Source organism: Massilia sp. UYP11, from assembly GCF_050434805.1.
Classification (GTDB): Bacteria; Pseudomonadota; Gammaproteobacteria; order Burkholderiales; family Burkholderiaceae_D; genus Telluria.
Genome location: NZ_JBNDJE010000001.1, coordinates 349,940 through 376,783, shown reverse-complemented (window position 1 = coordinate 376,783; position 26,844 = coordinate 349,940). Strand labels below are relative to the sequence as shown.

Below are 26,844 nucleotides of genomic sequence, written 5' to 3'. Positions count from 1 at the left end.
GAATAGCAGCAATCGGGACAGGGCCGGTCGGCGTGCCGACCGGCCCTGTCCCGCCCGGCACGCGGCTCCAGCGGCACCCGGTGGATCGTCGTGCCTCGCTGTCAGTCCAATGAAAAACGGCCGCATGCGGCCGTTTTTTCCATATGGCGACCCGGCGGATCAGCCCGGACCGAAGAACTCGCGCCGTAGCCCGCCGCCCAGCAGACGCAGGCGGCCAAGGCGCCGGCTCAGCTCCATCGGGCGCTTCAGCAGCGAGCGATGCAGCAGATAGGTCGACAGGATGTCCTTCGAGCGGCTGTGCGAGCCGGCATGGCCAGTGCGGTAGATCGCTCCTGGAAACGGCAGTGCGGCGAGCGGCGTGCCCTGCTCCGCAAGGTATTTTCCGATGAACACATGGCTACCCAGCATCTTCTTGATATAGGCTTCGTCCGCCACTTCCACGCTGGCCGGCAGCCCGAACAGATCGGCACGGATGATGTGCGAGGTGCCGCAAAGCATCGAGAAATTCGGATAACGGTACATCAGCGTCTTGTCGGGAGACCAGACGTAGCCGTGGTAGACATACCAGCCGTTCTGGCCATGGTGCTGCTTGACGAAGCCGGTCAGCTTATCGCTGATCAGGTCGTCATCGTCGACCACCATGAAGTAAGCGGTCGGTCCGACGTCCAGCATGCCGGCCAGGATGCGACGTCCCTTATCCAGGCGCACCGCCTCATGGAACACCTCGCGGTCGGACGACCCCTGCTCGTGCAGCGGGTTGGGTGCGAAGTCGACCCATTTGACCTGCACGCCCTCGGGCAGCGCCGGCAAGTCCGACCCGCGATTGGCGACCACCACGGCGCGCCATCCCGGCTCCGCCTGGTTGGCGAGCGAACCGAGCGTGACAGCCAGATTGCGCTTCAACTCGTTCCAGTCGCGCGCGTTGTCTGGGTGCCGGACAGGGATGACAAAGGTAAGGGCAGCTTGCACGTTATTGATTATTGATTAAGTTGCCAACAGATTAATCGCAACGTTGGCAATAGTAAATAGCGATCCAGTTGCCACCGAAAAACGGCACGGCCAAACGCTCGGTTCGGCCGCGCCGTTTCCCGGACCTGTCCGGCAGCCGGTTCCCGCCATGCTTACCAGATGATCACGCGGTCCTTCGGCGCCAGGTACATCTTGTCGCCCGCCTTGACCCCGAACGCCTCGTAAAAGCCCGGCTGGTTCTTCAGGGTGCCGTTGGCGCGGTACTGCGCCGGCGAGTGCGGATCGGTCTTGATCTGGGCGATCTGGGCCGGCTCGCGCATCTTGGTGCGCCATACCTGGCCCCAGCCCATGTAGAAGCGCTGGTCGCCGGTGAGACCGTCGACGACGGGCGCCGGTTTGCCCTTCAGCGAGATCTTGTAGGCTTTATGGGCGATCGCCAGGCCCGAGTTGTCGCCGATGTTTTCGCCCAGGGTCAATTCGCCGTTGACGTGGTAGCCCTCCAGTGGGCTGAAGGCGGCATATTGCGCGATCAGTGCGCGGGTCTTCTCGCCGAAACGCTCGCCGTCTTCTTTGGTCCACCAGTTGCGCATATTGCCGTCGCCGTCGTACTGCGAACCCTGGTCGTCGAAGCCGTGGCTGATCTCGTGGCCGATCACGGCGCCGATGCCGCCGTAGTTGACCGCGTCGTCGGCATTGGCGTCGAAGAACGGCGGCTGCAGGATCGCGGCCGGGAACACGATCTCGTTCAGTTCCGGGTTGTAGTAGGCGTTGACGGTCTGCGGCGTCATGCCCCACTCGTCGCGGTCGATCGGCTTGCCGAGCTTGTTCAGCTCGCGGTTGTACTCCACTTCGCGCGAACGCATCACGTTGCCGACCAGGTCATCGCGCTTGACGGTGAGCGCGGTGTATTCCTTCCACTTGTTCGGATAGCCGATCTTCGGCGTGAACTTGGCCAGCTTGGCCTGCGCTTCCTTCTTGGTCGCGGGGCTCATCCAGTCCAGGGTGTCGATCGACTCCTTGTAGGCGGCCAGCAGGTTGTTGACCAGGACTTCCATGTGCGCCTTGCGCTCGGCCGGGAAGTGCTTCGCCACGTACAGCTTGCCGACCGCATCGCCCAGGCTCGATTCCAGGGTCGAGACGCCGCGCTTCCAGCGCGGTTCCAGTTGCGGGATGCCGGCCAGGGTGGTGCCGTGGAAGGCGAAACGCTGGTCGACGAAGGCCTTCGACAGGTAGTTGGCGTAGCCGTTCACGGCATGGAACTGCAGATAGGCTTTCCAGGTCTCCAGCGGAACACGATCGAGAACGTCGGCGAAGCCCTTCAGGTAGGTCGGCTGGCTGACGATCAGGTAGTCGGCCTTGCCCTGCAGGCCGGAAGCCTTCAGCCACTGCGTCCAGTCGTAGCCCGGCGCCAGCGCGGCCAGTTTCGGGAGCTCGACCTTGTTGTAGGTCTTGATCGGGTCGCGGTTCTCGACCTTGGTCCACTGCGCCCTGGCCAGCTCGGTTTCCAGCGCGACGATGGCTTGCGCGTCTCTCGCCGCGTTCTTGCCGCCGGCCAGCGCGAGGATCTTCTCGACATGCTGCTGGTATTTGGTGCGGGTGTCCGCCAACTTGGCGTCGTCGGTTTTAAGGTAGTAGTCGCGGTCGGGCATGCCCAGGCCGGCCTGGTACAGGTCGGCCACGTACCTGGTCGAATCCTTGGCGTCCTGGTGGATGAAGAACACGAACGGCACGTTGACGCCGATGCGGCCCAGGTGGGCGAACATCGCCGGCAGTTCGTTCTTGTTCTTCAAGGCGGCGATCTTGCCCAGTTCACCGGCCAGCGGCTTGGCGCCCAGCTGTTCCAGGCGCGCCTCGTCCATGTAGCTGGCGTAGAAGTCGCCGATCTTGCGCGCTTCAGTGCCATTGGCCGCGCTGCGCTCCATGGCCGCCTTCTCGATGATCGCGCGCAACTGCGGCAGGGTGTCGTCGCGCAGCTGGTGGAAGGCGCCCCAGGTCGACTTGTCGGCCGGGATCTCGACGCTCTTGAGCCACTTGCCGTTCAGGTGTTCGAAGAAATCGTCCTGCGCACGCACGCCGGCATCGATGTACTGGGTGGCGATGCCGGACGAAGCGCCTGCCTTGGCGGCGGCGGCAGGATCGGCGGCAGCAGGAACGGCGCCGGATCCGGCGTGCGCGAACGAAGCTACCAGCACGAGCGCGGCAGCGCTGAACAGATGTCGTTTCATGTTCTCTCTCTTTGTTGTGAGTGCAATGCAAAACGGGCCGGCGCTTCAATCCGCCGGCCCGTCCTTGAACCAGATTACCAGATGATGACGCGTTCTTCAGGCGGCAGGTACATCTTGTCGCCCGGCTTCACGTCGAAGGCCTTGTAGAACTCGGCCATATTGCGCACGGCGCCGTTGGCGCGGAACTGGCCCGGCGAGTGCGGGTCGGTCTTGACCTGGTTGATCTGCTGCGCTTCGCGCATCTTCGAGCGCCACACCTGGCCCCAGCCCATGAAGAAGCGCTGGTCGCCCGTGAGGCCGTCGATCACCGGCGCCGGCTTGCCCTGCAGCGAGATCTGGTAGGCCTTGTAGCCGATCGCCAGGCCGGCGTTGTCGCCGATGTTCTCGCCCAGGGTCAGCTCGCCGTTCACGTTATAGCCCGGCAGCGGGCTGTAGCCGTTGAACTGGTTGACCAGCTTGTCGGTGCGGGCCTTGAACGCGGTCTTGTCCTCGGCGCTCCACCAGTTGCGCAGGTTGCCGTCGCCGTCCGACTGGCTGCCCTTGTCGTCGAAGCCGTGGCCGATCTCGTGGCCGATCACGGCGCCGATCGCGCCATAGTTGACCGCGTCGTCGGCGCGCATGTCGAAGAACGGCGGCTGCAGGATCGCGGCCGGGAACACGATCTCGTTCATCGTGCTGCGGTAGTACGCGTTCACGGTCTGCGGCGTCATGCCCCACTCGGTGTGGTCGATTGGCTTACCCAGCTTGCCGATGTTGCGCTCGTACTCGAAGGTCGAGGCGCGCATCGCGTTGCCGACCAGGTCGTCGCGCTTGATGGTCAAGCGAGCGTAGTCGCGCCACTTGTCCGGATAGCCGATCTTGGGCGTGAACTTGGCCAGCTTGGCGCGCGCTTCCTTCTTGGTCGCCGGGCTCATCCACTCCAGGTTGTCGATCGACTGGCCGTAGGCGATGATCAGGTTCTTCACCAGCTGTTCCATGCGCGCCTTGCGCTCGGCCGGGAAATGCTCTTTCACGTACAGCTTGCCCAGCGCCTCGCCCAGCGCGCCTTCGACGGTGGCCACGCCCTTCTTCCATTCCGGACGCTGCTCGGTCACGCCGGTCAGCGCGGTGCCGTAGAAGGCGAAGTTTTCGTCCACGAAGGGCTTGGACAGGTAAGGCGCGTATTCGCGCAGCAGCTGCCATTCGAAGTACGACTTCAGGGTCGCCAGCTCGGTCTTGCCCAGCAGCTCGGTCAGGCCCGTGAAGTAGCTCGGCTGGTTGACGATGATGGTGTCGAGCTTGTTGCCCACACCGGCGGCGCCCAGGGCCGCCTTCCAGTCGTAGCCCGGCGCCAGCTTGGACAGTTCAGGCACACTCATCTTGTTGTAGCGCTTGACCGGGTCGCGGTTCTCGACCTTGGTCCACTGCACCCTGGCCAGCGCGGTCTCGAAGTCGACGATGGCCCGGGCCTGGGCCGCGGCGTTCTTCTCGCCGGCAAGCAGGAGCGTCTTCTCGACGTGCTGCTGGTACTTGGCGCGGATCTCCGCCAGCTTGGCGTCGTCCTGCTTCAGGTAGTAGTCGCGGTCGGGCATCCCCAGGCCGCTCTGGCTGATGTAGGTGGCGTACCGGGTCGAGTCGCGCATGTCCTGGCCGACGTAGATGCCGTACGGGCTCGAGACGCCGATCTTCGCCAGGTGGGCGGCCAGGGCCGGAATGCCTTTCTTGTCCTTCAGCGCGCGAATCCGCGACAGCTCGCCGCTCAGCGGCTTGTAGCCCAGGGTTTCGCGGCGCTCGGCGTCCATGAAGCTGGCGTACAGGTCGCCGATTTTCCTGGCCTCGGTGCCGGCCTTGGCGCTACCGTCCTTCTGCGCCGCCTCGATGATCGCCAGCAGCTGCGGGGTCGTGTCTTCGCGCAGCTTCATGAAGGTGCCCCAGCTCGAGCGGTCGCTCGGGATCTCGGTGTCCTTCAGCCACTTGCCGTTCAGGTAGGTGAAGAAGTCGTCCTGCGGACGCACGCTGGTGTCGATGTACTGGGTGTCGATGCCCGAGATGGCGCCGACCGGCGCGGCGGCGGTGGCTGCGGTGGCGGCAGCCGGCGCAGTATCGGCGGCGGCGGCGGCCATGGCCGGCGCGGTATTGACGGCCGCGGCGGCCAGCAGGGACAGGGTCAGGGTGCTCAGGAGGTGTCGCTTCACGGGAAGAATCCTTACTTGCAGTGCGATTGCAGGGGGTGAATCGGTTCCGGCCGGACGGTCGGCAAAAAATCATTCTAGCGGTTAGGCAATAAACCTCGCTGGCAGAGTACGATTTTTTACTTTTCGATACACGGCACACATGTGTTTTCGCATATGCATGTGTTGGGAGATGACAACAAGATGACAGGCGCAATGGCGGGCGCGCCCCGTCGGCGGCGGCGAGGAATGTACAATCTCCGCAGAGGCAGCCTGCGAGATCGCACAGCGTGCGAAAACGCAACCAGGAAGAAAAAAGCCCGCGGTGGAGGCCGCGGGCAAAGACCACTTCAAGAGTGGAGAGAGAGAAAAACTGGTGCAACTATAGGCTGCCTCATCTGCACACTCGTCGACTCTTACAATTGCTTACCATCGTAGGATCGGCGCAACAACCTCCCCCATCCGGCTTACCCCCTCCTTGTCTGCAGGTCGATCGCTTTTGCGGCGGCGCCCGCAGCGGCGCGCGAACCGGTTTATACTGGCTTTGCGTTACCTCAGGCATAAGTTCGCGCCTGCAGTTCCGTGCGCAACGTGCCTCAACGGATCAACCACCATGGGTTCCACCTTCAAGAATTCCTGCCTCGTCGGCCTGGGCGTGATCGCCGGGGTCGGCCTGACCATGCAATTCTCCGCCCTCGCCTTCAAGCCGCCGGTCGAGGCCAGCATGCCGATCGCCGAGCTGCGCCAGCTGGCCGCCGTCTACGGCGTCATCAAGTCCACCTATGTCGAGCCGGTCGAAGACAAGGCCCTGCTGTCCGAGGCGATCGCCGGCATGGTCGCCTCGCTCGACCCGCATTCGGCCTACCTCGATCCGCGCGCCTACCGTGAGCTGCGCGAGGGCACCGAGGGCCGCTTCGTCGGCGTCGGCATCGAGATCGCCGTGAGCGAAGACGGCTACATCGAGATCGTCAGCCCGATGGAAGACTCGCCGGCCTACCACGCCGGCATCAAGGAGGGCGACCTGATCACCCGCATCGACGGCCATCCGGTCCAGGGCACGCCGATCGACGACGCCATCAAGCGCATGCGCGGCGAGCCGGGCACGCGCGTGACGCTCACGGTCGCGCGCAGGGACGCGCCGGAACCGCTCGATTTCACCATCGAGCGGCGCGAGATCATGCAAAAAAGCGTCAAGGCAAAGATGGTGGAACCGGGCTACGCGTGGCTGCGTATCGCGCAATTCCAGGAGCCGACCGTGGACGACATGGCGGCCAGGCTGCAGGCGCTGTACCGCGAAGACCCGGACCTGAAGGGCCTGGTGCTCGACCTGCGCAACGATCCGGGCGGCCTGCTGCAGGGCGCGATCGGCGTCGCCGCCGCTTTCCTGCCGAAGAACGCCGAAGTCGTCTCGACCAACGGCCAACTGGCCGATTCCCGCCAGCGCTTCTACGCGCGGCCCGAGTTCTACATGCTGCGCAGCGGCGCCGACCCGCTGGCCACCCTGCCGCCGGCGTTCAAGGACTTGCCGATGGTCGTGCTGGTCAATACCGGCTCGGCCTCGGCCTCCGAGATCGTGGCCGGCGCCTTGCAGGACTACAAGCGCGCCACCATCCTGGGCACCCAGACCTTCGGCAAGGGCTCGGTGCAGACCATCCGCCCGATTGGGCGCGACGCCGCGGTCAAGCTGACCACGGCGCGCTACTACACCCCGGCCGGGCGCTCGATCCAGGCGCGCGGCATCGTGCCCGACCTGCCCGTGGACGAAACGCTGGAAGGCGACGGCCTGAATGCGCTGCGCATGCGCGAGGCCGACCTGCAGCACCACCTGTCGAACGGCGCGGGGCCGGAAGCGGCCACGCGCGAGGACGACATCGAGGAACAGATGCGCCTGCTCGCCGAGGCGCGCACCCGCAAGCCGCTCGATTACGGCAGCACCGACGACTTCCAGCTGGCCCAGGCCCTGCGCCACCTCAAGGGCCAGGAAGTGGTGCTGTCCAAGCGCGCCGAGCCCGCCACCACGCTGGCCCAGCACGGGCACAAGGACGAATAAGAGCCTATCCCGGTAGGCTCTAAGCGCGACTGAACAGTCCCTGCGGCAGCCGATTCCCAGGCATGCGTCGAGCGTGTAGAATCGGCGCATCTTGCGGGCAACCCCGCTTATTTTCCCTGAAAGTTTGCTGAATATGAAACCTGTCGTCATCAGCGGCACTGGCCTGTTTACCCCGCCGCATTCCATCTCGAACGACGAGCTGGTGGCAGCCTTCAACGCCTATGTCGAACTGCACAACCAGGAACATGCTGCGCAAATCGCAGCCGGCGAGGTGACGGCGCTGGAACCGTCGAGCAGCGCCTTCATCGAGAAGGCGTCGGGCATCAAGTCGCGCTACGTGATGGAAAAGAGCGGCATCCTCGACCCGGCCCGCATGACGGCGCGCATCCCGGAACGGGCCGACGACGAGATCTCGCTGCAGGCCGAGATGTGCGTGGCCGCCGCGCGCGAAGCGTTGACGCGCGCCGGCAAAGAGCCGCAGGACATTGACATGGTGCTGGTCGCCTGCAGCAATATGCAGCGCGCCTATCCGGCGATGGCGGTCGAGGTGCAAGAGGCGCTGGGCATCGACGGCTTCGGTTTCGACATGAACGTGGCCTGCTCCTCGGCCACCTTCGGCATCGCCACCGCGGTCGACGCGGTGCGGGGCGGCCGTGCACGCGCGGTGCTGGTGCTCAACCCGGAAATCACCAGCGGCCACCTGAACTTCCGCGACCGCGACAGCCATTTCATCTTCGGCGACGCCTGCACCGCGATCGTGATCGAGGCCGCGGAGACGGCAACCGGCGCGCACCAGTGGGACATCCTCGACAGCCGCCTCAAGACCAGTTTCTCGAACAATATCCGCAACAACTTCGGCTTCATGAACCGCTTCGACGAAGCGGGCGTCGGCCAGCCGGACAAGCTGTTCCGCCAGCAGGGCCGCAAGGTGTTCAAGGAGGTCTGCCCGATGGCGGCCCAGACCATCGCCGACACGCTCGCGGCGGCCAAGCTCGAAACGAAGGACGTCGCGCGCTACTGGCTGCACCAGGCCAACCTGAACATGAACCTGCTGATCGTGCGCACCCTGCTGGGCCGCGACGCGACAGCCGACGAAGCGCCGGTGATCCTGGACAGCTATGCCAACACCTCGTCGGCCGGCTCGATCATCGCCTTCCACCGCTACCAGGACGACCTGCCGGCAGGCGCCAACGGCGTCATCTGCTCGTTCGGCGCCGGTTATTCGATCGGTTGCGTGGTGGTGCGCAAGAAGTAAATCATGGGCTCGCAGTCGCGGGAGACGATCGGTTCTGTGGGCTGACCTGGATCCCCGCCTGCGCGGGGATGACGTTCTGGCGTGATTGGCTAAAGCGTTAGCTGGCCATTGTTCGCAACGTTGAACAACGTCGTCCCCGCGCAGGCGGGGACCCAAGCCAGGATGCACGCACCAGCAGCATCAAAGCCGCGCCGCCAGCTCCGCCCCTTCGCGGATCGCGCGCTTGGCATCGAGCTCCGTCGCCAGCGCCGCGCCGCCGATCTTGTAAAAGCGCGGTCCGCCGCTGTTTGCCTCGACCGGCATCAGTTCCGCCAGGCTTTCCTGGCCGGCGCAGATCACCACATTGTCCACCTCCAGCAGGCGCGCTTGGCCCCCCACCGTGATGTAGACGCCAGCGTCGTCGATGCGCTCGTACCCCACGCCGGCCAGCATGGTCACGCCATTTCGCGCGAGCGTGGCGCGGTGCACCCAGCCCGACGTCTTGCCCAGGCCGGCGCCCGGCCGCGTGGTCTTGCGCTGCAGGAGCCAGACCTGGCGCGGCGGATGCGGCGCCTCCGGCGGCGCCAGTCCGCCCGGCGTCGCCACCAGCGGGTCGACGCCCCACTCCTTCATCCAGTGCGCGGCCGGCACCGGCAGCGCTACCCGCGGATCGTGCACCAGGAATTCGCCGGTATCGAAGCCGATGCCGCCGGCGCCGATGATCGCCACCCGTTGCCCGACCGGGCGGCCGCCCTTGAGCACGTCGAGATAACTCAGGACCTTCGGATGGTCGATGCCGGGAATCGCCGGTTTGCGCATGCGGATGCCGGTCGCCACGATCACGTCGTCGAAGCCCTGGGCCAGCAATTGCTCGCGCGTCACCAGGCAATTCAAGCGCGTGTCGACGCCCAGCAGTTCGAGCCGGCGGCCGAAGTAGCGGATCGTCTCCGCGAATTCCTCCTTGCCTGGAATCCTCATCGCGATATTGAACTGGCCGCCGATGCGGTCCTGGGCGTCGAACAGCGTCACGCGGTGCCCGCGCTCGGCGGCGACCGTCGCCGCCGACAGGCCGGCCGGGCCGGCGCCGACCACCGCGATGCGGCGCGCCGTGGCGGCCTTGCGAAACACGAGTTCGGTCTCGTGGCAGGCGCGCGGGTTCACCAGGCAGGTCGCGCGCCGGTTGGAGAACGTATGGTCCAGGCAGGCCTGGTTACAGGCGATGCAGGTGTTGATCTCGTCGCTGCGGCCGGCGGCGGCCTTGGCGACGAAATCGGCGTCGGCCAGGAAGGGCCGCGCCATCGACACCAGGTCGGCGTCTCCGCGCGCCAGGATGCTTTCTGCCTCGCCCGGCATATTGATGCGGTTCGAGGCCACCACGGGAATGCCGACTTCCTTGCGCAGCCGTCCCGCGATCCCGGCGAAGGCGGCGCGCGGCACCGAGGTGACGATGGTCGGGATGCGCGCCTCGTGCCAGCCATAGCCGGTGTTCAGGATCGTGGCGCCGGCGGCTTCCAGCGCCCGGGCGGACAGCACGATCTCGTCCCAGGTGTTGCCGCCTTCGACCAGGTCGAGCACCGAATGGCGGTGCATCAGAATGAAGTCCGGCCCAACCGCGGCGCGGATGCGGCGCACCACCTCGACCGCCAGGCGCATGCGGTTTTCGATCGGCCCGCCCCAGCGGTCGGTGCGGCGGTTGGCGCGCGCGCACAGGAACTGGTTCAGCAGATAGCCTTCGCTGCCCATGATCTCGACGCCGTCGTAGCCGGCCGTGCGCGCCAGCCTGGCGCAGCGCACGTAGGCGCGGATCGTCGCTTCGATGCCGGCCTCGGTGAGCGCCTTCGGCTTGAAGCGCGAGATCGGCGACTTGACGCTTGACGCCGACACCACGAAGGGCTGGTAGCCGTAGCGGCCCGCGTGCAGGATCTGCATCAGGATCTTGCCGCCCTCCTCGTGCACCGCGCGCGTGACGCGCCGGTGGTTGGGCACGTCGAAGAGGGAGTTCAGGGTCCCGCCAAACGGCAGCAGCCAGCCCTGGCGATTGGGCGAGATGCCGCCGGTGACGATCAGGCCCACGCCGCCGCGCGCGCGTTCGCGGTAGAAGGCGGCCAGCTTGCCGTAGTTGTAGAAGCGGTCTTCGAGCCCGGTGTGCATCGAGCCCATGATCACGCGGTTCTTCAGGGTGGTGAAACCCAGGTCGAGCGGCGCCAGCAGATTGGGATAGGTAGTCATCGCGGCATTACACCGCGATTTTCTGGAGTCGTGCGTCTAAACGACTGGAAGACGCATCAAGCCAGGTGGCTTTCGCGGTCGCGCAGTTCGGCAAAGCTTTCGATGCTGCCGATGCTGACCACCACCGGGTTCAGGCTGGCGCCGGCCGACATCGGGCGCCAGGCGAACTGCCACTCTTTTTCGCGCGCCTGGCCCAGGCTCTTGGTGAAGGCCGCGCCCAGCGGCGAACGGTTGCCGTACTCGATGGCGCCGTCGATGCCGGCCCAGTTGGGCAGCAGGCGCTGCACCGCGCGATGCAGGCGCTCGCCGAACTCCTCGGTATTGTGGATCACCAGGCAGGCGTCGCTCGGCGTGATGACGTCGAACAGGCGCTTGTCCCAGACGGTGGAAAACGACACTTGCAGGAAGCCGCCACTGGGTTCGAGGCGGAACTGGCCGTTCTTGAGCGCGTTTTCGAGTTCGGCGCGCAGGGCGTAGCGGTGCAGGGTCGGAGGGCGTTGGTAGTCGTGCATAAGATTCTTTCTTGCCGCATTCAAGGCTGCGAGGTTGGCGATGGTGGTGGCGGCGGCGGCGATTGCAGCATCATGATGGCCTGGTGCTGCATGCGCATGAACTTCGACGCGATGAAGATCTCGCGCAAGAAATAGACGAAGCTGCTGATCAGGGCGATCATCGCGAACACGAAGCAGGCGGCGATGTACTGGTCGAGCGGAATGCCGGTGGTATCGCCCGCGAACAGCATCGCGATGACCACGCACACCAGCAGGCCGCAGGCGGTGCTGGAGGCGATCGCGAAGTTGATCAGGTGCGAGCGCTGGTAGAGCAGCTCGAGTTCGCTCGAAAACTCGGCGTTGGGACTGACCTTGAGCCGGTCCTCGAGCACGCGCGTGCGGTCGATGATGCGCGCCAGCCGGTTGGTCAGCACGGTCAGCTTGGTGGCCACGCCAGTAAGCAAAAAAACCGGCGCGATCGCCAGCTGGATGACATGGCCGATATCGCTGATCTGGATATTCATGGGAACACGTTTCGAATTGTTGTCATGTGCCTGGTACGTCGGGCTGGCGGCTCTGCTGGTGACGCGTGTTCAACCACATGCGCGTAGGGTTGGCGGCTATGCCGCCGACGCGTTCAACCTGCATGTACGTAGGGTTGGCGGCTTTGCCACCGACGCGTTCAACCTGCATGTGCGTAGGGTTGGCGGCTTTGCCGCCGACGCGTTCAACCTGCATGCGCATAGTGTAGCAGCCATTAGCACCGTCACCCAACCTCACTCGAACCGGCGAAGCCGCTTGAACTGCTCGGTCGCCGCCACCAGCGCGCGCGCGATCCCCGCCTCCAGCGCGCCATGGCCGGCGTCGGCGATCATCTCCAGCTTCGACCCTGGCCACGCCGTGTGCAGGCGCCAGGCCGACAGCGGCGGGCAGATCACGTCGTAGCGGCCCTGCACGATCAGCGCCGGCAGGTGGGCGATGCGCGCCAGGTCGCGCAGCAGCTGGTCTTCGTCCAGGAAGGCGCCGTTGAGCATGTAATGCGACTCGAGCCGGCCGACGCCCAGGTCGAGCGTATCGTTCGCCACTTCCTCGGGCTGCGGCAGCAGGAACACGCGCCGGCCCTCGAACCGGCTCCAGGCGCGCGCGGCCGGCCAATACACGTCCGGGTCGTGGCACAACAGGCGGCGCGCGTAGGCTTTGAGCAGGTCGCGCCGCTCCTCCTGCGGAATCGGGGCCACGAATTCCTCGTACAGCTCGGGATAGAACCAGCGCACCTCGTTGATGAACCAGTCCACCTCGGCGCGCGTGCACAGGAAGATCCCGCGCAGCACGAAGCCCAGGCAGCGTGCGGGATGGGCCTGGCCATAGGCCAGCGCCAGGGTCGAGCCCCAGGAGCCGCCGAACACCAGCCACTGTTCGATGCCGAACAGCGCACGCAGGCGCTCGATGTCCTCGATCAGGAGCTGGGTCGTGTTGTTGCGCCACTCGCCCAGCGGCGTCGACTTGCCGGCGCCGCGCTGGTCGAACAGGATCACGCGGTAGGCGTGCGGATCGAAGAAGCGACGGTGCTGGGGCGACAGGCCGGCGCCGGGGCCGCCGTGCAGGAACAGCACGGGGATGCCGTCCGGATTGCCGACTTCTTCCCAGTAGATCGTGTGCATCTCGTCGACCGCCAGCATGCCGTGGCGGATGGGCTGGATCGGCGGGAACAGCGACGGCGGCGTGACGGGCATGGCGGCTCTTGTTGGCGGTGATTCAAGAAGCCGATTGTAGCGTACCGACAGTCGCTTTTAGAAGAAGGTATTGAGCGCGTAGCGCACCGCGTAGGCGTCGTCCACGACCAGCAGCAGCGGCCACTTGTCGAAGGTGGTGCAGGGATGCGAGATGCCGCAGCCGACCAGGTCGCCGACCGCCAGGCCGTTGCACACGGGGTCGCCTTCCGGCAGCCTCAGGTAGGCGTGCTGGTCGTTCATCTTGAAGATCGTGCAGCCGGGCGGCAGCGTGGCCGGCGCCGCATCGCCATCGGGACGCGCCGCATACAGCGGAATCGGCAGGTCGGCGTCGTACGACGCATCGCGCTTGCCCATGGTGACGATGGCCAGGGTCGGTTCGGGGCGCGATTGCACGGTGCTCCAGACTTCGAGCGCGGGCCGCAGGCCCTCTTCCTGACGGCCTTCGCGCGCGTTCAGCGCATCGATGTGGCGCCGAACCATGCCGTGGTCGCTCGTCAGGTAGCAGCCGCTGCGCAGGATGGCGCGCAGCGGACGCGACAGGCCGTCGCCCCGCGTGACGCCGCGCGCCACCAGGTCGAAATAGGACGAGCCGCCGGCCGAGACCACGATCTCGGATGTCGCGAACAGGCCCGCGGCATCGGCGTCGCGCACCAGCGCCATCAGCCGGGACAGGAAATCGTCGACCTGGCCCAGGTCGCCGGCGTGATCGTCGCTCACCAGCAGGCCTTCGTACCCCTCGAAGCCGGCCAGCGCCAGGCCGTCGGCCAGCGCGATGGCGCGCGCCACCTCCATCGCTTCCTGTGGCGTGCGGCAACCGGCGCGCTTGCCGGCCAGGCCCAGCTCGACCAGCACCGGCAACGGACGGGCCAGCTTGTGCGCCGCGACCGCCCCCGCCAGGCGCGCCACGCCGGCGTGCGAATCGGCCAGCACGATGCACTCGAAATCCGGATCGCCATGCAGCAGGGCCAGCACGGCGTCGATGTCGCTGCGCGCCACCAGCTGGTTGGCCAGCAACACGCGGCGCACGCCGAAGCGATGCGCCACCTGGACCTGGATCGCGGTGGCGAGGGTGATGCCCCAGGCGCCATTGGCCAGTTGCGCGCCGAACAGCTGCGGGCTCATCGTGGTCTTGCCGTGCGGCGCCAGGGTGACGCCGTGGCGCTCGCAAAAGGCGCGCATCCAGGCCAGGTTGTGGCGCAGGCTGGATTCCCTGAGCACGGCGACCGGATAGCTGGTGTCGCCGCGCAGCACATTCCACCCCTGCACAGCGATCGCGCCCTGGCGCAACGGTGCGCGCAGCGGCAAGCCCTTGACGCCGGGGAGCAGCAGCTGTTCGTCGAGGCTGGACAGGGCGAGGCCGCCATGGGGCAAGGTGTGCATGGGTTGCTCCGTGAAGATCGGTCGATTGGTATTTTATGATGGATTGTTAACGCAAAACGTCGTCCCCGCAAACGCGGGGACGACGTGCTCGAGCTAACGAACTGAAGATGCTGCCCTGACGAATCAGGACATATGCTGCCCGCCATTGATGGCGATATTGGCGCCGGTAACAAATGCCGCCTCGTCCGACGACAGGTACGCCACCAGGCCCGCCACTTCTTCGGGCTTGCCCAGGCGGCCCATCGGAATTTGCGGAATGATCTTGGTTTCCAGCACTTCGCTCGGGATGTCCATCACCATCTTGGTGCCGATATAGCCCGGCGAGATGGTGTTGACGGTCACGCCCTTGCGCGCCACTTCCAGCGCCAGCGCCTTGGTGAAACCGTGCATGCCGGCCTTGGCCGCCGAGTAGTTGGTCTGGCCGAAGGCGCCTTTCTGGCCGTTCACCGACGAGATATTGATGATGCGGCCCCAGCCGCGCTCGACCATGCCGTCGCAGACCGGCTTGGTCATATTGAACACGGAATCGAGGTTGGTCTTGATCACGGCGTCCCAATTGACCTTGTCCATCTTTTTGAAGGTCATGTCGCGGGTGATGCCGGCGTTATTGACCAGCACGTCGATCGGGCCGACATCGGCGATCACCTGGCGCACGCATTCCTGGGCGGCGTCATAGTCGGCCACGTCGCAGGCATAGGCCTTGAAGTCATAGCCCTGCTCTTTCATGGCGTTGAGCCAAGCGTCGACCTTGGTATTGCCCGGTGAAAAAGTAGTGACGACCTGATATCCCAATGCGGCCAGCTTGATGCACACCGCTTCGCCCAGGCCGCCCATGCCGCCGGTTACTAATGCTACTCGAGCCATTGTCTTCTCCAATTTTATATTGTGTCACGTTATACCGCTTGAAACCGACGGCGCCGCGGCAAGCGGGCCGTCGCTGTCTGTCGTCGGATCGTGCTCTGTCGTGCCTGGTCTCGCTCAGTCGCGCTCGACCGCCAGCGCCACGCCCATGCCGCCGCCGATGCACAGGCTCGCCAGGCCGCGCTTGGCGTCGCGGCGGATCATTTCGTGCAGCAGGGTGACCAGCACGCGCGCGCCGGAGGCGCCGATCGGATGGCCCAGGGCGATCGCGCCGCCGTTGACGTTGATCTTGGACGTGTCCCAGCCCATCTGCTTGTTGACGGCGATGGCCTGGGCGGCGAAAGCTTCGTTGATTTCCATCAGGTCGACGTCTTCGTGGGTCCAGCCGGCCTTCTTGAGGCACAGCTGCGAGGCCGACACCGGGCCCATGCCCATGATCGACGGATCGACGCCGGACGACGAATAGGCCTTGATGCGCGCCATCGGGGTCAAGCCCAGTTCTTTCGCTTTCGAGGCGCTCATCATGATCACGGCGGCGGCGCCGTCGTTGATGCCCGACGCATTGCCGGCGGTGACCGATCCCTCCTTGTTGAACGCCGGACGCAGGCTGGCCAGCGCCTCGAGGGTGCTGCCATGTTTTGGATACTCGTCGGTGTCGAAGACGGTCGTGCCCTTCTTGGTCGCGATCTCGATCGGGATGATCTCGTCCTTGAACCTGCCTTCTTTCTGGGCTGCCTCGGCCTTCAGCTGCGACTGCAGCGCGAACTGGTCCTGCTCGGCGCGCGAAATCTCGTATTTCTTGGCGACGTTCTCGGCGGTGACGCCCATGTGGTACTGGTTGTAGACGTCCCACAGGCCGTCGACGATCATGGTGTCGGTGAGCTTGGCGTCGCCCATGCGGAAGCCGTCGCGCGAGCCGGGCAGCACGTGCGGCGAGGCGCTCATGTTCTCTTGCCCGCCGGCGATGACGATCTCGGCGTCGCCGCAACGGATCGCCTGGGTTGCCAGGTGAGTGGCCTTGAGGCCGCTGCCGCAGACCTTGTTGATGGTATAGCCGGGCACCATGTCGGGCAGGCCGGCCTTGATGACGGCCTGGCGCGCCGGGTTCTGGCCCACGCCGGCGGTGAGCACCTGGCCCAGGATGACTTCGCTGACGGATTCGGGAGCGATGCCGGTCTTGGCCAGCAGATGCTTGATCACTTGCGCGCCGAGCTCGGCGGCGGGAATCTTGGCGAGGGTGCCGCCGAATTTGCCGACGGCCGTACGACCGGCGGCGACGATGACTACGTCTTCCATGTTCAATCTCCGTTCAGCCGGCCGCGGCCGGCAATATTCAGAATTCCCTCGGACTCGGCGCGCTATTCTGCGTTGGCGGCCTCTGTGCATGGGATCGATAAAACCACAACTACCGCAACCAGGAACCCATGCTGCTATTTAAGCATCAGCAATCTTAGCAGTTTATTCATTAAAAACAACATGCCAATCGTGTGGGTTTGATCTAGCGCATGACTTAATTTCTGGTTGCTGACAAAGGTTCAATTTCTGTTAGGAATGATATGCGCGCTTCTGCCCTTTTCCACAAATTTCACAGTAGAATGCACGAGCGCAACGCCAACTACACCGTTTTATGCCTAAAACCACGCTTCCCATCGAAATCAAGATTTCCACGGTCGTTGCGATCTCCACGATCCTGCACTCGGCCGACCCGAACGCCATCGATTCCGCCTTGGAGCAGATGACCGGGGGCGTGTCGGACTTCTTCGAGGACGAGTTCGCGGTGATCGACGTGGCCGCGATCGCGCCCGAAGCGCCGAGGCTCGACTGGGCGGCGCTGGTCGCCCTGCTCAAGAAATACCGCCTGAACGCGGTCGCCGTGCGCGGCGCCAGCCCGGCGATGATCGACGCGATCCGGGCCCAGGGCCTGGCGCTGGACGACGGCTCGAGCGGCGTGCGCGCCAGCGGTCACGCCCCGGCGCCGCCCGCCCCTGCCGCCCCTGCCGCGCCGGAATCGGCGGTTTCCCCGGCGACTGCCCCGGCTGCGCCCCCGGCGGCAGCCCCCGCGGCGGCTGCCCCGGAACCGGCCGCCGCCCAGGCGCCGGCCGCCCTGCCCCTGGTCATCGACACCCCGGTGCGCGCCGGCCAGCGCATCTATGCGCGCGGCACCGATTTGATCGTCACCGCCGTGGTCAACAATGGCGCGGAGCTGATCGCCGACGGCAGCATCCACGTGTATGCGCCGCTCAATGGCCGCGCACTGGCGGGCGCCTCCGGCAATCCGGATGCGCGCATCTTCGCGCTGTCGATGCAGCCGGAGCTGGTCTCGATCGCCGGCGTGTACCGCACGTTCGACGAAGGTTTCCCGTCCGACCTGTCGCGCCAGCCAACGCAGATCCGGCTGGTGGGTGACCGGATCGACATCCAATCGCTGGCTCCGGCACACCGCGCCTGATCCCCGAACTGAACAGATACTGTAAAGGACTTTTTTGTGGCAAGAATTATTGTTGTGACGTCCGGCAAGGGCGGTGTGGGCAAAACGACCTCGAGCGCCAGCTTCTCCACCGGGCTGGCCATGCGCGGCCACAAGACGGCGGTGATCGACTTCGACGTCGGCCTGCGCAACCTCGATCTGATCATGGGCTGCGAACGCCGCGTGGTCTACGACCTGATCAACGTCGTCAATGGCGAAGCGACCCTGAACCAGGCGCTGATCAAGGACAAGCACTGCGAGAACCTGTTCATCCTGCCGGCTTCGCAGACGCGCGACAAGGACGCGCTGTCCGAAGAAGGCGTGGAGCGCGTGATCAACGACCTGGTCAAGATGGACTTCGAGTTCATCATCTGCGATTCGCCGGCCGGCATCGAGCACGGCGCGCTGATGGCGCTGACCTTCGCCGACGAAGCGATCGTGGTCACCAATCCGGAAGTCTCGTCGGTGCGCGACTCGGACCGCATCCTGGGCATCCTGCAAGCCAAGTCGCGCCGCGCCCAGAGCGGCAGCGAGCCGGTCAAGGAACACCTGCTCATCACCCGCTACTCGCCGAAGCGCGTCGAGGCGGACGAAATGCTGTCTTACCAGGACGTGCAGGAAATCCTGCGCATCCCCCTGATCGGCATCATTCCGGAATCGGAATCGGTGCTGCACGCCTCGAACCAGGGCAATCCGGCGATCCACTTCAAGGGTACCGACGTGGCCGATGCCTACGAGGACGTCGTCGCGCGCTTCCTGGGCGAAGAGCGCCCGCTGCGCTTTACCAGTTACGAAAAGCCGGGCATATTCCAGCGCATTTTCGGAGCCAAGTGAGATGGCATTGCTTTCATTCCTCTTCCCCGAAAAAAAGAAGAGCGCGACAGCCGCCAAGGAACGCCTGCAGATCATCATCGCACGCGAACGGACCAACCGCGCCGGTCCGGATTTCCTGCCGGCCCTGCACCAGGAGCTGCTGGCCGTGATCTCGAAGTACGTCAAGGTCAACCCTGACGACATCAAGGTCTCGGTCGACCGCCAGGGCAACCTGGAAGTGCTGGACGTGAACGTGGTGCTGCCGGACACCTGACCGGCGCCACCCTTCACCCGACGATGCCCGCCCCGAGCGGGCATTGTCTTTTGTATCCGGCATGTTCTGTCGCCGGCATTTTTTATCGCCGGCATTGTTTCGAGGCCCGGCCGGCTCCCGCATTCCGGCAACCCCGGTTCACATCACCAGCACCGGTTCCTTGGCCGGTCCGCTGACCGCGCCGCCATTGACCTGGGTAGCAGCGGCGTCCTCCTCCACCGGTTGCGGCGCCTCACCCGCGGCATCGGCCCGCTCCAGCTCCTGGACCACCTTGACGCAGGCGTCCACGTGCTGCGTCCCCATCCGCTTGAACAGCGTGTAGCCGATCGCCGCCGACGCGATCTGGCCCGCCAGCGGCACCATCTTGGCCGTGGTCTTGACCGCCATCCGGCCGGCCACGAGCCGGAACAGGCGCGCTACCGCCCCGCGCGTCACCAGTTTGCCGACCAGCATGCCGCCCACCGACGCCGCCGCCTTGTAGGCGATCACGCGCAGGCGCGGGTTCAGGCGCTCGATCTGCTGCTGGGTCAGGCCGAACTCGGCATTGATCTGGTCGACCAGGGCGGCAAAGCCCGTGATATCGGCCAGCAGGTCGAGGCCGGGCACCGGCACCGCAGCCACCGCGGCCGACATGACGGCGCGTTTCTTGACCAGGGCCAGGCACCGGATACGGGTGGTTTCGATGGCGGCGCCGCTGACGGGGACGCGGTCGTCGGGCACAGACAATTTTTTGCGTTTAAATAACATAATTTACCCCTATACATTATCTGAATGACATATAAAATCGAGTCTACGCCTGTAGTGGGATTTTCTGCGTGGTCCCCTTAACACAACAGTCGCATAGGACAAATGTCACCTTTTGATACCTGTGCCATGTTTATCAGTAGCATCGCTTTGTGAAAGTCTGATATATTTGGTTTAACTTTGTAGGAATCTTCCTACATAGGCAACCCTACAACATTTCGCCCGTCATGAAGATCGCCGTACTGGAGCAAGACCGCCCCCAAGCTGACCTGATTTGCCAGGTCCTCAGTGCTGCTGGCCACAGCTGTCAATCGTTTGACAGCGCCAGGGAGCTGCTGGGGCAGTTACGCAAGGACAGCACCGACATGCTGGTGATGGACTGGAATGTGCCCGACATGGAAGGCGCCGAAGTGCTGCGCCGCGCGAAGGAAAAACTGCCGTCCGCCGCGCCGACGATGTTCCTGGTCGGGAATAACGCCGAGGACGACATCATTGCCGGCGTCACCGCCGGCGCCGACGACTACCTGGTCAGGCCGCTGCGCCGCGGCGAGCTGGTGTCGCGCGTTTCGGCCCTGCTGCGCCGCGCCTACCCGTCGCAGAACAGCGCCGAGCAGTTGCAGTTCGGCCCGTATACCTTCGAGACCCGTCCCGGACGGCTGCTCAAGGACGGCTCGGTGATCGACGTGACCCAAAAAGAGTTTTCGCTGGCGCTGCTGTTCTTCCGCAATATTGGCCGCCCGCTGTCGCGCGCCTATATCCATGAATCGGTGTGGGTCCGCGAAAACGACGTGCCGTCGCGCACCATGGACACCCACGTTTCGCGCGTGCGCAATAAACTCCATCTGCGGCCGGAGAACGGTTTTCGCCTCGTGCCGGTCTACAGCTATGGCTACCGGCTGGAAAAGCTCGGCGCCTAGACCCCCGCCTGAAACCCTGACGGCAAGCGCGTATAATGGCCTCAGTACATTGACCCTTGCCCTCCCTCCGAAATGCAACTGCTTGCCGTCGGCCTGAACCACACCACTGCACCGGTCTCGCTGCGCGAGCAACTGGCGCTCGCCCCCGACCAGATCGGCACGGCGGTGCAGTCGGCGCGCGGCTGGTTCGCGCGCCACGGGTCGACTGGCGGCGAAGAGGCGGCGATCCTGTCGACCTGCAACCGCACCGAGATGTACGCGGCGACCAGGCTGCCCGACCCGCTGGACGCTTCCGCCCAGTTCCTGGCGCATTATCACGCGCTCAACTACGCCGAACTGCGGCCGCACCTCTACCTGCTGCCGCAGGACGACGCCGTGCGCCACGCCTTCCGCGTCGCATCGGGCCTCGATTCGATGGTGCTGGGCGAGCCGCAGATCCTGGGCCAGATGAAGGATGCGGTGCGCACGGCCGATGCCGCCGGCGGCCTGGGCACCTATCTGCACCAGATGTTCCAGCGCACCTTCGCGGTGGCGAAGGAAGTGCGCACCACCACCGAGATCGGCGCCCACAGCGTGTCGATGGCCGCCGCCGCAGTGCGCCTGGCGCACCGCATTTTCGACCGCATCGCCGACCAGCACGTGCTGTTCATCGGCGCCGGTGAGATGATCGAGCTGTGCGCGGCCCACTTCGCGGCCCAGAACCCGAAATCGGTCACCATCGCCAACCGCACCATGGAGCGCGGCGAGGCGCTGGCCGCCCGCTACAATGGCCGCGCGATCCGCCTGGCCGACCTGCCCGACAGCCTGCAGGGATTCGACATCGTCATCTCCTGCACCGCCTCGACCCTGCCGCTGATCGGCCTGGGCCTGGTCGAGCGCGCCGTCAAGGCGCGCCGCCACCGCCCGATGTTCATGGTCGACCTGGCCGTGCCGCGCGATATCGAACCCGAGGTCGCGCGCCTGGACGACGTGTTCCTGTATACGGTCGACGACCTGGCCCAGGTGGTGCAGACCGGCATGGAAAGCCGCCAGGCCGCCGTGCGCCAGGCCGAAGCCATCATCGAGACCCGGGTCCAGTCCTTCATGCACTGGGTGGGCGACCGCGCCGTGGTGCCGGTGATCCGCGACCTGCACGAATCGGGCGAGGCATTGCGCCAGGCCGAGCTGGAACGCGCGCGCAGGATGCTGGCGCGCGGCGACGATGCCGAAGCCGTGCTCGAAGCGCTGTCGAAAGGCCTCACCGCCAAGTTCCTGCACGGCCCGCAACAGGCCCTGCACCAGGCCCAGGGCGACGACCGCGCGCGCCTGGCCACCCTGCTGCCGCAGCTGTTCCGCGGGCGCCGTTAGCGCCCGATTCTCACGGCGGCCGCGCCCGCCATGCGCCGTTCGCGCACCCCGGCCCTTCCCTGCGGCCTCCCGACCATCTTCATACCGAGACTGCCCATGAAACCTTCCATGCTGTTCAAGCTGGACCAACTCGCCAACCGCCTCGTCGAGCTGGATGAACTTTTGATGAGCGAAGGCGCCACCGCGAACATGGACAGCTACCGCAAGATGACGCGCGAGCACGCCGAGCTGTCGCCGCTGGTGGCCGTGTACCGCCAGTACCAGGGCGCGCTGGAAGACACCGCCGCCGCCGAGGAGCTGCTGCAGGATCCCGAGATGAAGGAGTTCGCCCAGGAAGAAATCGAGGGCGCGAAACAGCGCATGGCGGGCCTGGCGCTCGAGCTGCAGACAATGCTGCTGCCGAAGGACGCCAACGACGAGCGCAACATCTTCCTCGAGATCCGCGCCGGCACCGGAGGCGACGAGTCGGCGCTGTTCGCGGGCGACCTGCTGCGCATGTACACCCGTTTCGCCGAGCGCAACCGCTGGCAGGTCGAGATGGTGTCCGAGTCGCCGTCCGACCTGGGCGGCTACCGCGAAGTGATCGTGCGCGTGGTCGGCCACGGCGCCTATTCGAAGCTCAAGTTCGAATCGGGCGGCCACCGCGTGCAGCGGGTGCCGGCCACCGAAACGCAGGGCCGCATCCACACCTCGGCCTGCACGGTGGCGGTGATGCCCGAGGCCGATGAAGTCGAGGACGTCGACATCAACCCGGCCGACCTGCGCATCGACACCTACCGCGCCTCCGGCGCCGGCGGCCAGCACATCAACAAGACCGACTCCGCGGTGCGCATCACCCACCTGCCGACCGGCCTGGTGGTGGAATGCCAGGACGACCGCAGCCAGCACAAGAACAAGGCTTCGGCCATGAAGGTGCTGGCGGCGCGCCTGAAGGACGCCCAGCTGCGCGCGCAGCAGTCGCAGGAAGCGGCCACCCGCAAGAGCCTGATCGGCTCGGGCGACCGCAGCGAGCGCATCCGCACCTACAACTTCCCGCAGGGCCGCCTGACCGACCACCGCATCAACCTGACCCTGTACAAGCTCGATTTCATCATGGACGGCGACCTGAAGGAGCTGACCGATGCGCTGGCCCAGGAACACCAGGCCGAATTGCTGGCGGCGCTGGGCGACTGAACGGGGCAACTGAGTAGCTTAAGTCATCGTTAAGTTGCCAGATTGAAAATGGCAAAGCGTCGTTTGCAACGTTTATGCGAAAATAAGCGCGATCTGCCAGCCCGTTAGCGCCAACTCTTTTTGTTGGCACAAGCACGTCGTCCCCGCGCAGGCGGGGACCCAAGTCATTTGCGCTGCACTGTCGGCGAGCGCTAGTGGTCATTCAGGCAAACTTGGGTTCCCGCCTGCGCGGGAACGACGGCTCCAAAGATAACTGGAACGCATCCGCACCGGTCCACATCGAGAAAAAATCCATGCCCACCAACCGCCAGGTCCTGTTCGCCATCTCGTCGATCTCGTTCGCGCTGATCGCCGTCGCCCTCTATCTGCAGCACATCATGGAGATGCGGCCCTGCCCGCTGTGCGTGATCCAGCGCTACCTGTTCCTCGCCGTCGGCGTATTCGCGCTGGTCGCGGCCATCAGCGGCAAGGTGCGCGCGGGCGCCACGCTCGCCCTGCTGGCGGCCTTCGGCGGCCTGTACACGGTCGGCAAGCACCTGTACGTGATCGCCAATCCCGGCTTCTCGTGCGGCATCGATCCGATGGAAACCCTGCTCAACAAGATTCCCACCGCCGAGTACCTGCCGTGGCTGTTCCGCGCCGACGGCCTGTGCGAAGGCGCGACCGACGCCATCCTGGGCCTGTCCATCCCGCAATGGTCGGCGGTCTGGTTCGTGGTGCTCACCGTGCTGCTCGGCTGGGTGCTGCTGCGCGACCTGCGCGCCAAGCGGGCATGATCGAAGCCGGCGCCACCCTCGGGCAGGTGCGGCTGTCGCTGCCGCTCGATCCGCTGGAAAACCGCATCCTGCTGTGCCATGCGCTGCGCCTGCCGCGCGTGGCCCTGATCACGCAGTCGGAACGCGTGCTCACCCCCGAAGAAGCGGCGCTCCTGGCGGCGCTGGTGCGGCGCCGCCTGGACGGCGAACCGATCGCCTACATCGTCGGCGAGCGCGAATTCTTCGGGCTGCCGTTCAAGGTGACGCCGGCGGTGCTGATCCCGCGTCCGGATACCGAATTGATCGTCGAACTCGCGCTGGAGCGGCTGGCGCCGCGCCAGCGCGTGCTCGACATGGGCACCGGCAGCGGCGCGATCGCCGTCGCCGTCGCCCATACGCGGCCAGACGCCGACGTCACGGCGCTCGACGTGAGCGAGGAAGCGCTGGCCGTCGCGCGCGCCAATGGCGCCGCCAACGAAGCGCGCGTGCGCTTCCTGCGCAGCGACTGGTTCGCAGGGCTGGGCGCCGAGCGCTTCCACCTGATCGTCTCGAACCCGCCGTATATCGTGGCCGGCGACCGCCACCTGATTGAAGGCGACCTGCGTTTCGAGCCGATCGACGCCCTCACCGACCATGCCGACGGCCTGTCCGACCTTCGCACCATCGCCGCTGGCGCTGCCGCGCACCTGGAACCCGGCGGCTGGCTGCTGCTCGAGCATGGCTACGACCAGGCCGGGGCCGTGCGCGGCCTCTTGAGCGCGCGCGGCTACGGCGAGGTGCAGAGCTGGCGCGACCTGGCCGGCATCGAGCGGGTCAGCGGAGGCCGCCGCGGTGCGCACCCCGCGGGATAGACTTGTTAAAATGACCAGTTCTGATTCCGGAGCATGCATGCGCATCCTGTTCGCCTCTCTCGCCCTGCTCGCGCCGCTGCATGGCGCCGCCGCCGTTGCATTCGTGCCGCCCACGCCGCCCATGCCGCCAATGCCATCCGCGCCGCCCGCCCTCACCCAGGATGCGCCGGCCGAGCAGCCGGCAAGGCTGGCCGCCCGGCTCTACGAGCGCGACTGGCAGTGGCAGCTGCGCCATGCGCCCGAGAAGGCCACCGCCCTGGGCGAGCATCGTTACAACGCCTGGCTGTCCGACACCTCGCTGGCGGGACGCGCGGCCGCGCTCGAGCACGAGCGCGCCATGCTGGCGGCGGCGCAGAAGATCGACCGCGCGCAGCTGCGCGGCGAAGACCAGGTGTCGTACGACCTGTTCGTGGCCGACAAGGAGCGCCTGATCGCCGCCGGCGCGCTGACGCCGTTCGATCCGCTCCCGATCACCGCCTACGACGGCCTGCAGGTGCGCCTGCCGCGCCTGGTCGCGCAGATGCCGTTCGCGAACGACGCCGACTACCTGGCCTATCTGGCGCGCCTGCAGGCGCTGCCGGCCCACGTCGACGGCCTGATCGAGCAGCTGCGCGCCGGCAGACAGGCCGGCTGGACGATCCCGAAGCCCGCCATCGCGCCGGTGCCGGATGGGTTGCGGGCGCTGCGCGAACAACTCGCCGATGGTCCGCTCGGCGCGCCGTTCCAGCGCATCCCGGCGACCATCGACCCCGAGGTGCGCGCGCAGTTGCGCGCGGCCGGCAAGGCGGCGCTGGAACAGCAGGCGGCGCCCGCCCTGCGCAAGCTCGAGGACTTCCTGCGCCAGGACTACGTGCCCGGCGCGCGCGACAGCATCGGCGCCGCGGCGCTGCCGGGCGGCCCGGCGTGGTACGCCCAGCTGGTGCGGGACAGCACCACCACCGCGATGACGCCTTCCCAGGTGCATGCGCTCGGCCTGCAGGAGGTGGCGCGCCTGCGCGCCGGGATCGAGCGCCTGATCCCGCGCACCGGCTTTCGCGGCGGCTTCGCCGAATTCATCGCCTTCGCGCGCAGCGACCGGCGCCTGTTCTTCGTCGACGCGGCGGCGCTGCTCGACCGCTACCGGCGCACGCTGGCGCTGGCGCAGGCGCGGCTGGGCCGCGTAGCGACGGTGATCCCGGCGGCCGGCATCGTCGTCAAGCCGATGGGCGGCGCAAGCGAAAGCAGCGGCCAGCCGGCCGCCTATTACGAGGCCGGCAACGCGGCGCGCAGCGCCGCGCTGGTGGTCGACACGGCGCGCCTTACCGCGCGCCCGATCTGGCAGGTCGACACGGTGGCCCTGCACGAGGCGGTGCCCGGCCACCACCTGCAGGTGGCGCGCGCCCAGGAGCTCGCGCTGCCGGCGTTCCGGCGCCACGGCTGGTACGACGCCTACGGCGAAGGCTGGGCCACCTATGCCGAGAGCCTGGGTCCCGAGCTCGGCCTGTTCCAGGATCCGTTCTCGCTGTTCGGCCACCTGAACGAAGAGATGTTCCGCGCCGCGCGCCTGGTGGTCGACACCGGCATCCATTCGCTCGGCTGGACGCGCCAGCAGGCGATCGACTACCTGAACGCGCATACCGCCAACCCGGCGCCGGACAACGAGGCCGAGGTCGACCGCTATATCGCGCGCCCGGGCCAGGCGCTGGGCTACAAGATCGGCCAGCTGCGCATCCTGGCGCTGCGCACCCAGGCGCGCGCCGCGCTCGGCAAGCTGTTCGACCCGCGTCGCTTCCACGACGCCCTGCTCGGCGGCGGCGCGCTGCCGCTGGCCGAGCTGGAGCGCCGCATCGGCCGCTGGATCGCGGCCGAGAAGGATCCGGCGACGCGCGCCGCTGCGCCGCCGGCCGCGGCCGGCGCGAACACCAACGCCGACGCCGAGTTCAACGCCGAATCCGAACCGGCGCCGGGCTGGGAACCCACCTTCGAATTCGACTTCATGCTCGACGGCGAACTCCCGCCCGGCCATGACCCTGGCCCGGCGCCCGATTTCGCGCCGCCGGCTCCCCCGGCGCCGGCGCCGGCCAGCAAGTCCTTCCGCGCGCCGCCCTGGTTTGCGCCCTGGCTTGAATGAGGGGCGCCCGAACGCGCAGTCCGTTTTTCGGTTAATCTCTGCACCAACCGAACTGGCAGTACAAGAAAGGA

22 protein-coding genes are annotated in these 26,844 nt (G+C 66.2%); 11 read left to right on the top strand and 11 right to left on the bottom strand.

Annotation, left to right across the window (positions count from 1 at the left end; genetic code table 11):
* Positions 1-159: 159 nt before the first annotated feature.
* The 3 genes from ABIB38_RS01695 to ABIB38_RS01685 form a co-directional block, all read right to left on the bottom strand.
* Complete coding sequence (locus tag ABIB38_RS01695; RefSeq protein WP_429201205.1) at positions 160-903, bottom strand: galactosyl transferase; 744 nt, start codon at positions 901-903, stop codon at positions 160-162.
* 218 nt (positions 904-1,121) lie between these two features.
* Positions 1,122-3,194 (bottom strand): M13 family metallopeptidase, encoded by a 2,073-nt coding sequence (locus tag ABIB38_RS01690; protein ID WP_429201203.1) that lies wholly within the window; start codon positions 3,192-3,194, stop codon positions 1,122-1,124.
* A gap of 74 nt (positions 3,195-3,268) precedes the next feature.
* Entirely contained in the window at positions 3,269-5,368 is a 2,100-nt protein-coding gene (locus ABIB38_RS01685; RefSeq protein WP_429201201.1) for a M13 family metallopeptidase, read from the bottom strand.
* Between the two features lie 589 nt (positions 5,369-5,957).
* On the opposite strand from ABIB38_RS01685, the gene ABIB38_RS01680 reads away from it, so the two are divergent.
* The gene (locus tag ABIB38_RS01680) at positions 5,958-7,394 is read left to right on the top strand and encodes a S41 family peptidase (RefSeq protein ID WP_429201199.1); all 1,437 of its coding nucleotides are present in this window, start codon (positions 5,958-5,960) and stop codon (positions 7,392-7,394) included.
* Between the two features lie 133 nt (positions 7,395-7,527).
* The gene (locus tag ABIB38_RS01675; RefSeq protein ID WP_429201198.1) at positions 7,528-8,649 is read left to right on the top strand and encodes a beta-ketoacyl-ACP synthase III; all 1,122 of its coding nucleotides are present in this window, start codon (positions 7,528-7,530) and stop codon (positions 8,647-8,649) included.
* 180 nt (positions 8,650-8,829) lie between these two features.
* Here ABIB38_RS01675 and ABIB38_RS01670 read toward each other — a convergent pair whose 3' ends face one another.
* From ABIB38_RS01670 to ABIB38_RS01640, 7 genes are all read right to left on the bottom strand, one after another.
* Positions 8,830-10,857 (bottom strand): FAD-dependent oxidoreductase, encoded by a 2,028-nt coding sequence (locus tag ABIB38_RS01670; RefSeq protein ID WP_429201196.1) that lies wholly within the window; start codon positions 10,855-10,857, stop codon positions 8,830-8,832.
* A 56-nt stretch (positions 10,858-10,913) separates the two neighbouring features.
* Entirely contained in the window at positions 10,914-11,369 is a 456-nt protein-coding gene (locus ABIB38_RS01665) for a hypothetical protein (protein ID WP_429201194.1), read from the bottom strand.
* 20 nt (positions 11,370-11,389) lie between these two features.
* Positions 11,390-11,872: a DUF2721 domain-containing protein gene (locus tag ABIB38_RS01660; protein ID WP_005663930.1), complete on the bottom strand. Its 483-nt coding sequence runs from the start codon at positions 11,870-11,872 to the stop codon at positions 11,390-11,392.
* 252 nt (positions 11,873-12,124) lie between these two features.
* On the bottom strand, positions 12,125-13,081 hold the full coding sequence (gene pip, locus ABIB38_RS01655) for a prolyl aminopeptidase (protein ID WP_429201192.1): 957 nt from the start codon (positions 13,079-13,081) through the stop codon (positions 12,125-12,127).
* A 57-nt stretch (positions 13,082-13,138) separates the two neighbouring features.
* The gene (locus ABIB38_RS01650) at positions 13,139-14,461 is read right to left on the bottom strand and encodes an amino acid deaminase (RefSeq protein WP_429201190.1); all 1,323 of its coding nucleotides are present in this window, start codon (positions 14,459-14,461) and stop codon (positions 13,139-13,141) included.
* Positions 14,462-14,584: 123 nt separating this feature from the next.
* Positions 14,585-15,325: an acetoacetyl-CoA reductase gene (phbB, locus tag ABIB38_RS01645; RefSeq protein WP_429201188.1), complete on the bottom strand. Its 741-nt coding sequence runs from the start codon at positions 15,323-15,325 to the stop codon at positions 14,585-14,587.
* Positions 15,326-15,439: 114 nt separating this feature from the next.
* Positions 15,440-16,618 carry an acetyl-CoA C-acetyltransferase gene (locus ABIB38_RS01640; RefSeq protein WP_429201186.1) on the bottom strand — a complete coding sequence of 393 codons (1,179 nt, stop codon included), beginning with the start codon at positions 16,616-16,618 and terminating at the stop codon, positions 15,440-15,442.
* A gap of 331 nt (positions 16,619-16,949) precedes the next feature.
* On the opposite strand from ABIB38_RS01640, the gene minC reads away from it, so the two are divergent.
* From minC to minE, 3 genes are read left to right on the top strand one after another with little or no spacing between them, the layout of a single operon-like run.
* Positions 16,950-17,771 carry a septum site-determining protein MinC gene (gene minC / locus ABIB38_RS01635; protein ID WP_429201184.1) on the top strand — a complete coding sequence of 274 codons (822 nt, stop codon included), beginning with the start codon at positions 16,950-16,952 and terminating at the stop codon, positions 17,769-17,771.
* 36 nt (positions 17,772-17,807) lie between these two features.
* On the top strand, positions 17,808-18,623 hold the full coding sequence (gene minD / locus ABIB38_RS01630) for a septum site-determining protein MinD (RefSeq protein WP_429201182.1): 816 nt from the start codon (positions 17,808-17,810) through the stop codon (positions 18,621-18,623).
* A 1-nt stretch (position 18,624) separates the two neighbouring features.
* Positions 18,625-18,876: a cell division topological specificity factor MinE gene (minE, locus tag ABIB38_RS01625; RefSeq protein ID WP_109345644.1), complete on the top strand. Its 252-nt coding sequence runs from the start codon at positions 18,625-18,627 to the stop codon at positions 18,874-18,876.
* 138 nt (positions 18,877-19,014) lie between these two features.
* Here minE and ABIB38_RS01620 read toward each other — a convergent pair whose 3' ends face one another.
* The gene (locus ABIB38_RS01620; protein WP_429201179.1) at positions 19,015-19,596 is read right to left on the bottom strand and encodes a hypothetical protein; all 582 of its coding nucleotides are present in this window, start codon (positions 19,594-19,596) and stop codon (positions 19,015-19,017) included.
* A 251-nt stretch (positions 19,597-19,847) separates the two neighbouring features.
* Between ABIB38_RS01620 and ABIB38_RS01615 the strand changes: the two genes are divergently transcribed.
* The 6 genes from ABIB38_RS01615 to ABIB38_RS01590 all read left to right on the top strand — a co-directional run bounded on the left by ABIB38_RS01615 (position 19,848) and on the right by ABIB38_RS01590 (position 26,773).
* On the top strand, positions 19,848-20,537 hold the full coding sequence (locus tag ABIB38_RS01615) for a response regulator transcription factor (RefSeq protein ID WP_429201178.1): 690 nt from the start codon (positions 19,848-19,850) through the stop codon (positions 20,535-20,537).
* Positions 20,538-20,609: 72 nt separating this feature from the next.
* Positions 20,610-21,884, top strand: coding sequence for a glutamyl-tRNA reductase (hemA, locus tag ABIB38_RS01610; protein WP_429201176.1), 1,275 nt, complete (start codon positions 20,610-20,612; stop codon positions 21,882-21,884).
* Positions 21,885-21,980: 96 nt separating this feature from the next.
* On the top strand, positions 21,981-23,057 hold the full coding sequence (prfA, locus tag ABIB38_RS01605; RefSeq protein WP_429201174.1) for a peptide chain release factor 1: 1,077 nt from the start codon (positions 21,981-21,983) through the stop codon (positions 23,055-23,057).
* A 293-nt stretch (positions 23,058-23,350) separates the two neighbouring features.
* Positions 23,351-23,833 carry a disulfide bond formation protein B gene (locus ABIB38_RS01600; RefSeq protein ID WP_429201173.1) on the top strand — a complete coding sequence of 161 codons (483 nt, stop codon included), beginning with the start codon at positions 23,351-23,353 and terminating at the stop codon, positions 23,831-23,833.
* Complete coding sequence (gene prmC, locus ABIB38_RS01595; RefSeq protein WP_429201171.1) at positions 23,830-24,663, top strand: peptide chain release factor N(5)-glutamine methyltransferase; 834 nt, start codon at positions 23,830-23,832, stop codon at positions 24,661-24,663. Before ABIB38_RS01600 ends, prmC begins: the two co-directional genes overlap by 4 nt.
* Positions 24,664-24,700: 37 nt before the next feature.
* Positions 24,701-26,773 (top strand): DUF885 domain-containing protein, encoded by a 2,073-nt coding sequence (locus ABIB38_RS01590; RefSeq protein ID WP_429201170.1) that lies wholly within the window; start codon positions 24,701-24,703, stop codon positions 26,771-26,773.
* Positions 26,774-26,844 lie beyond the last annotated feature (71 nt).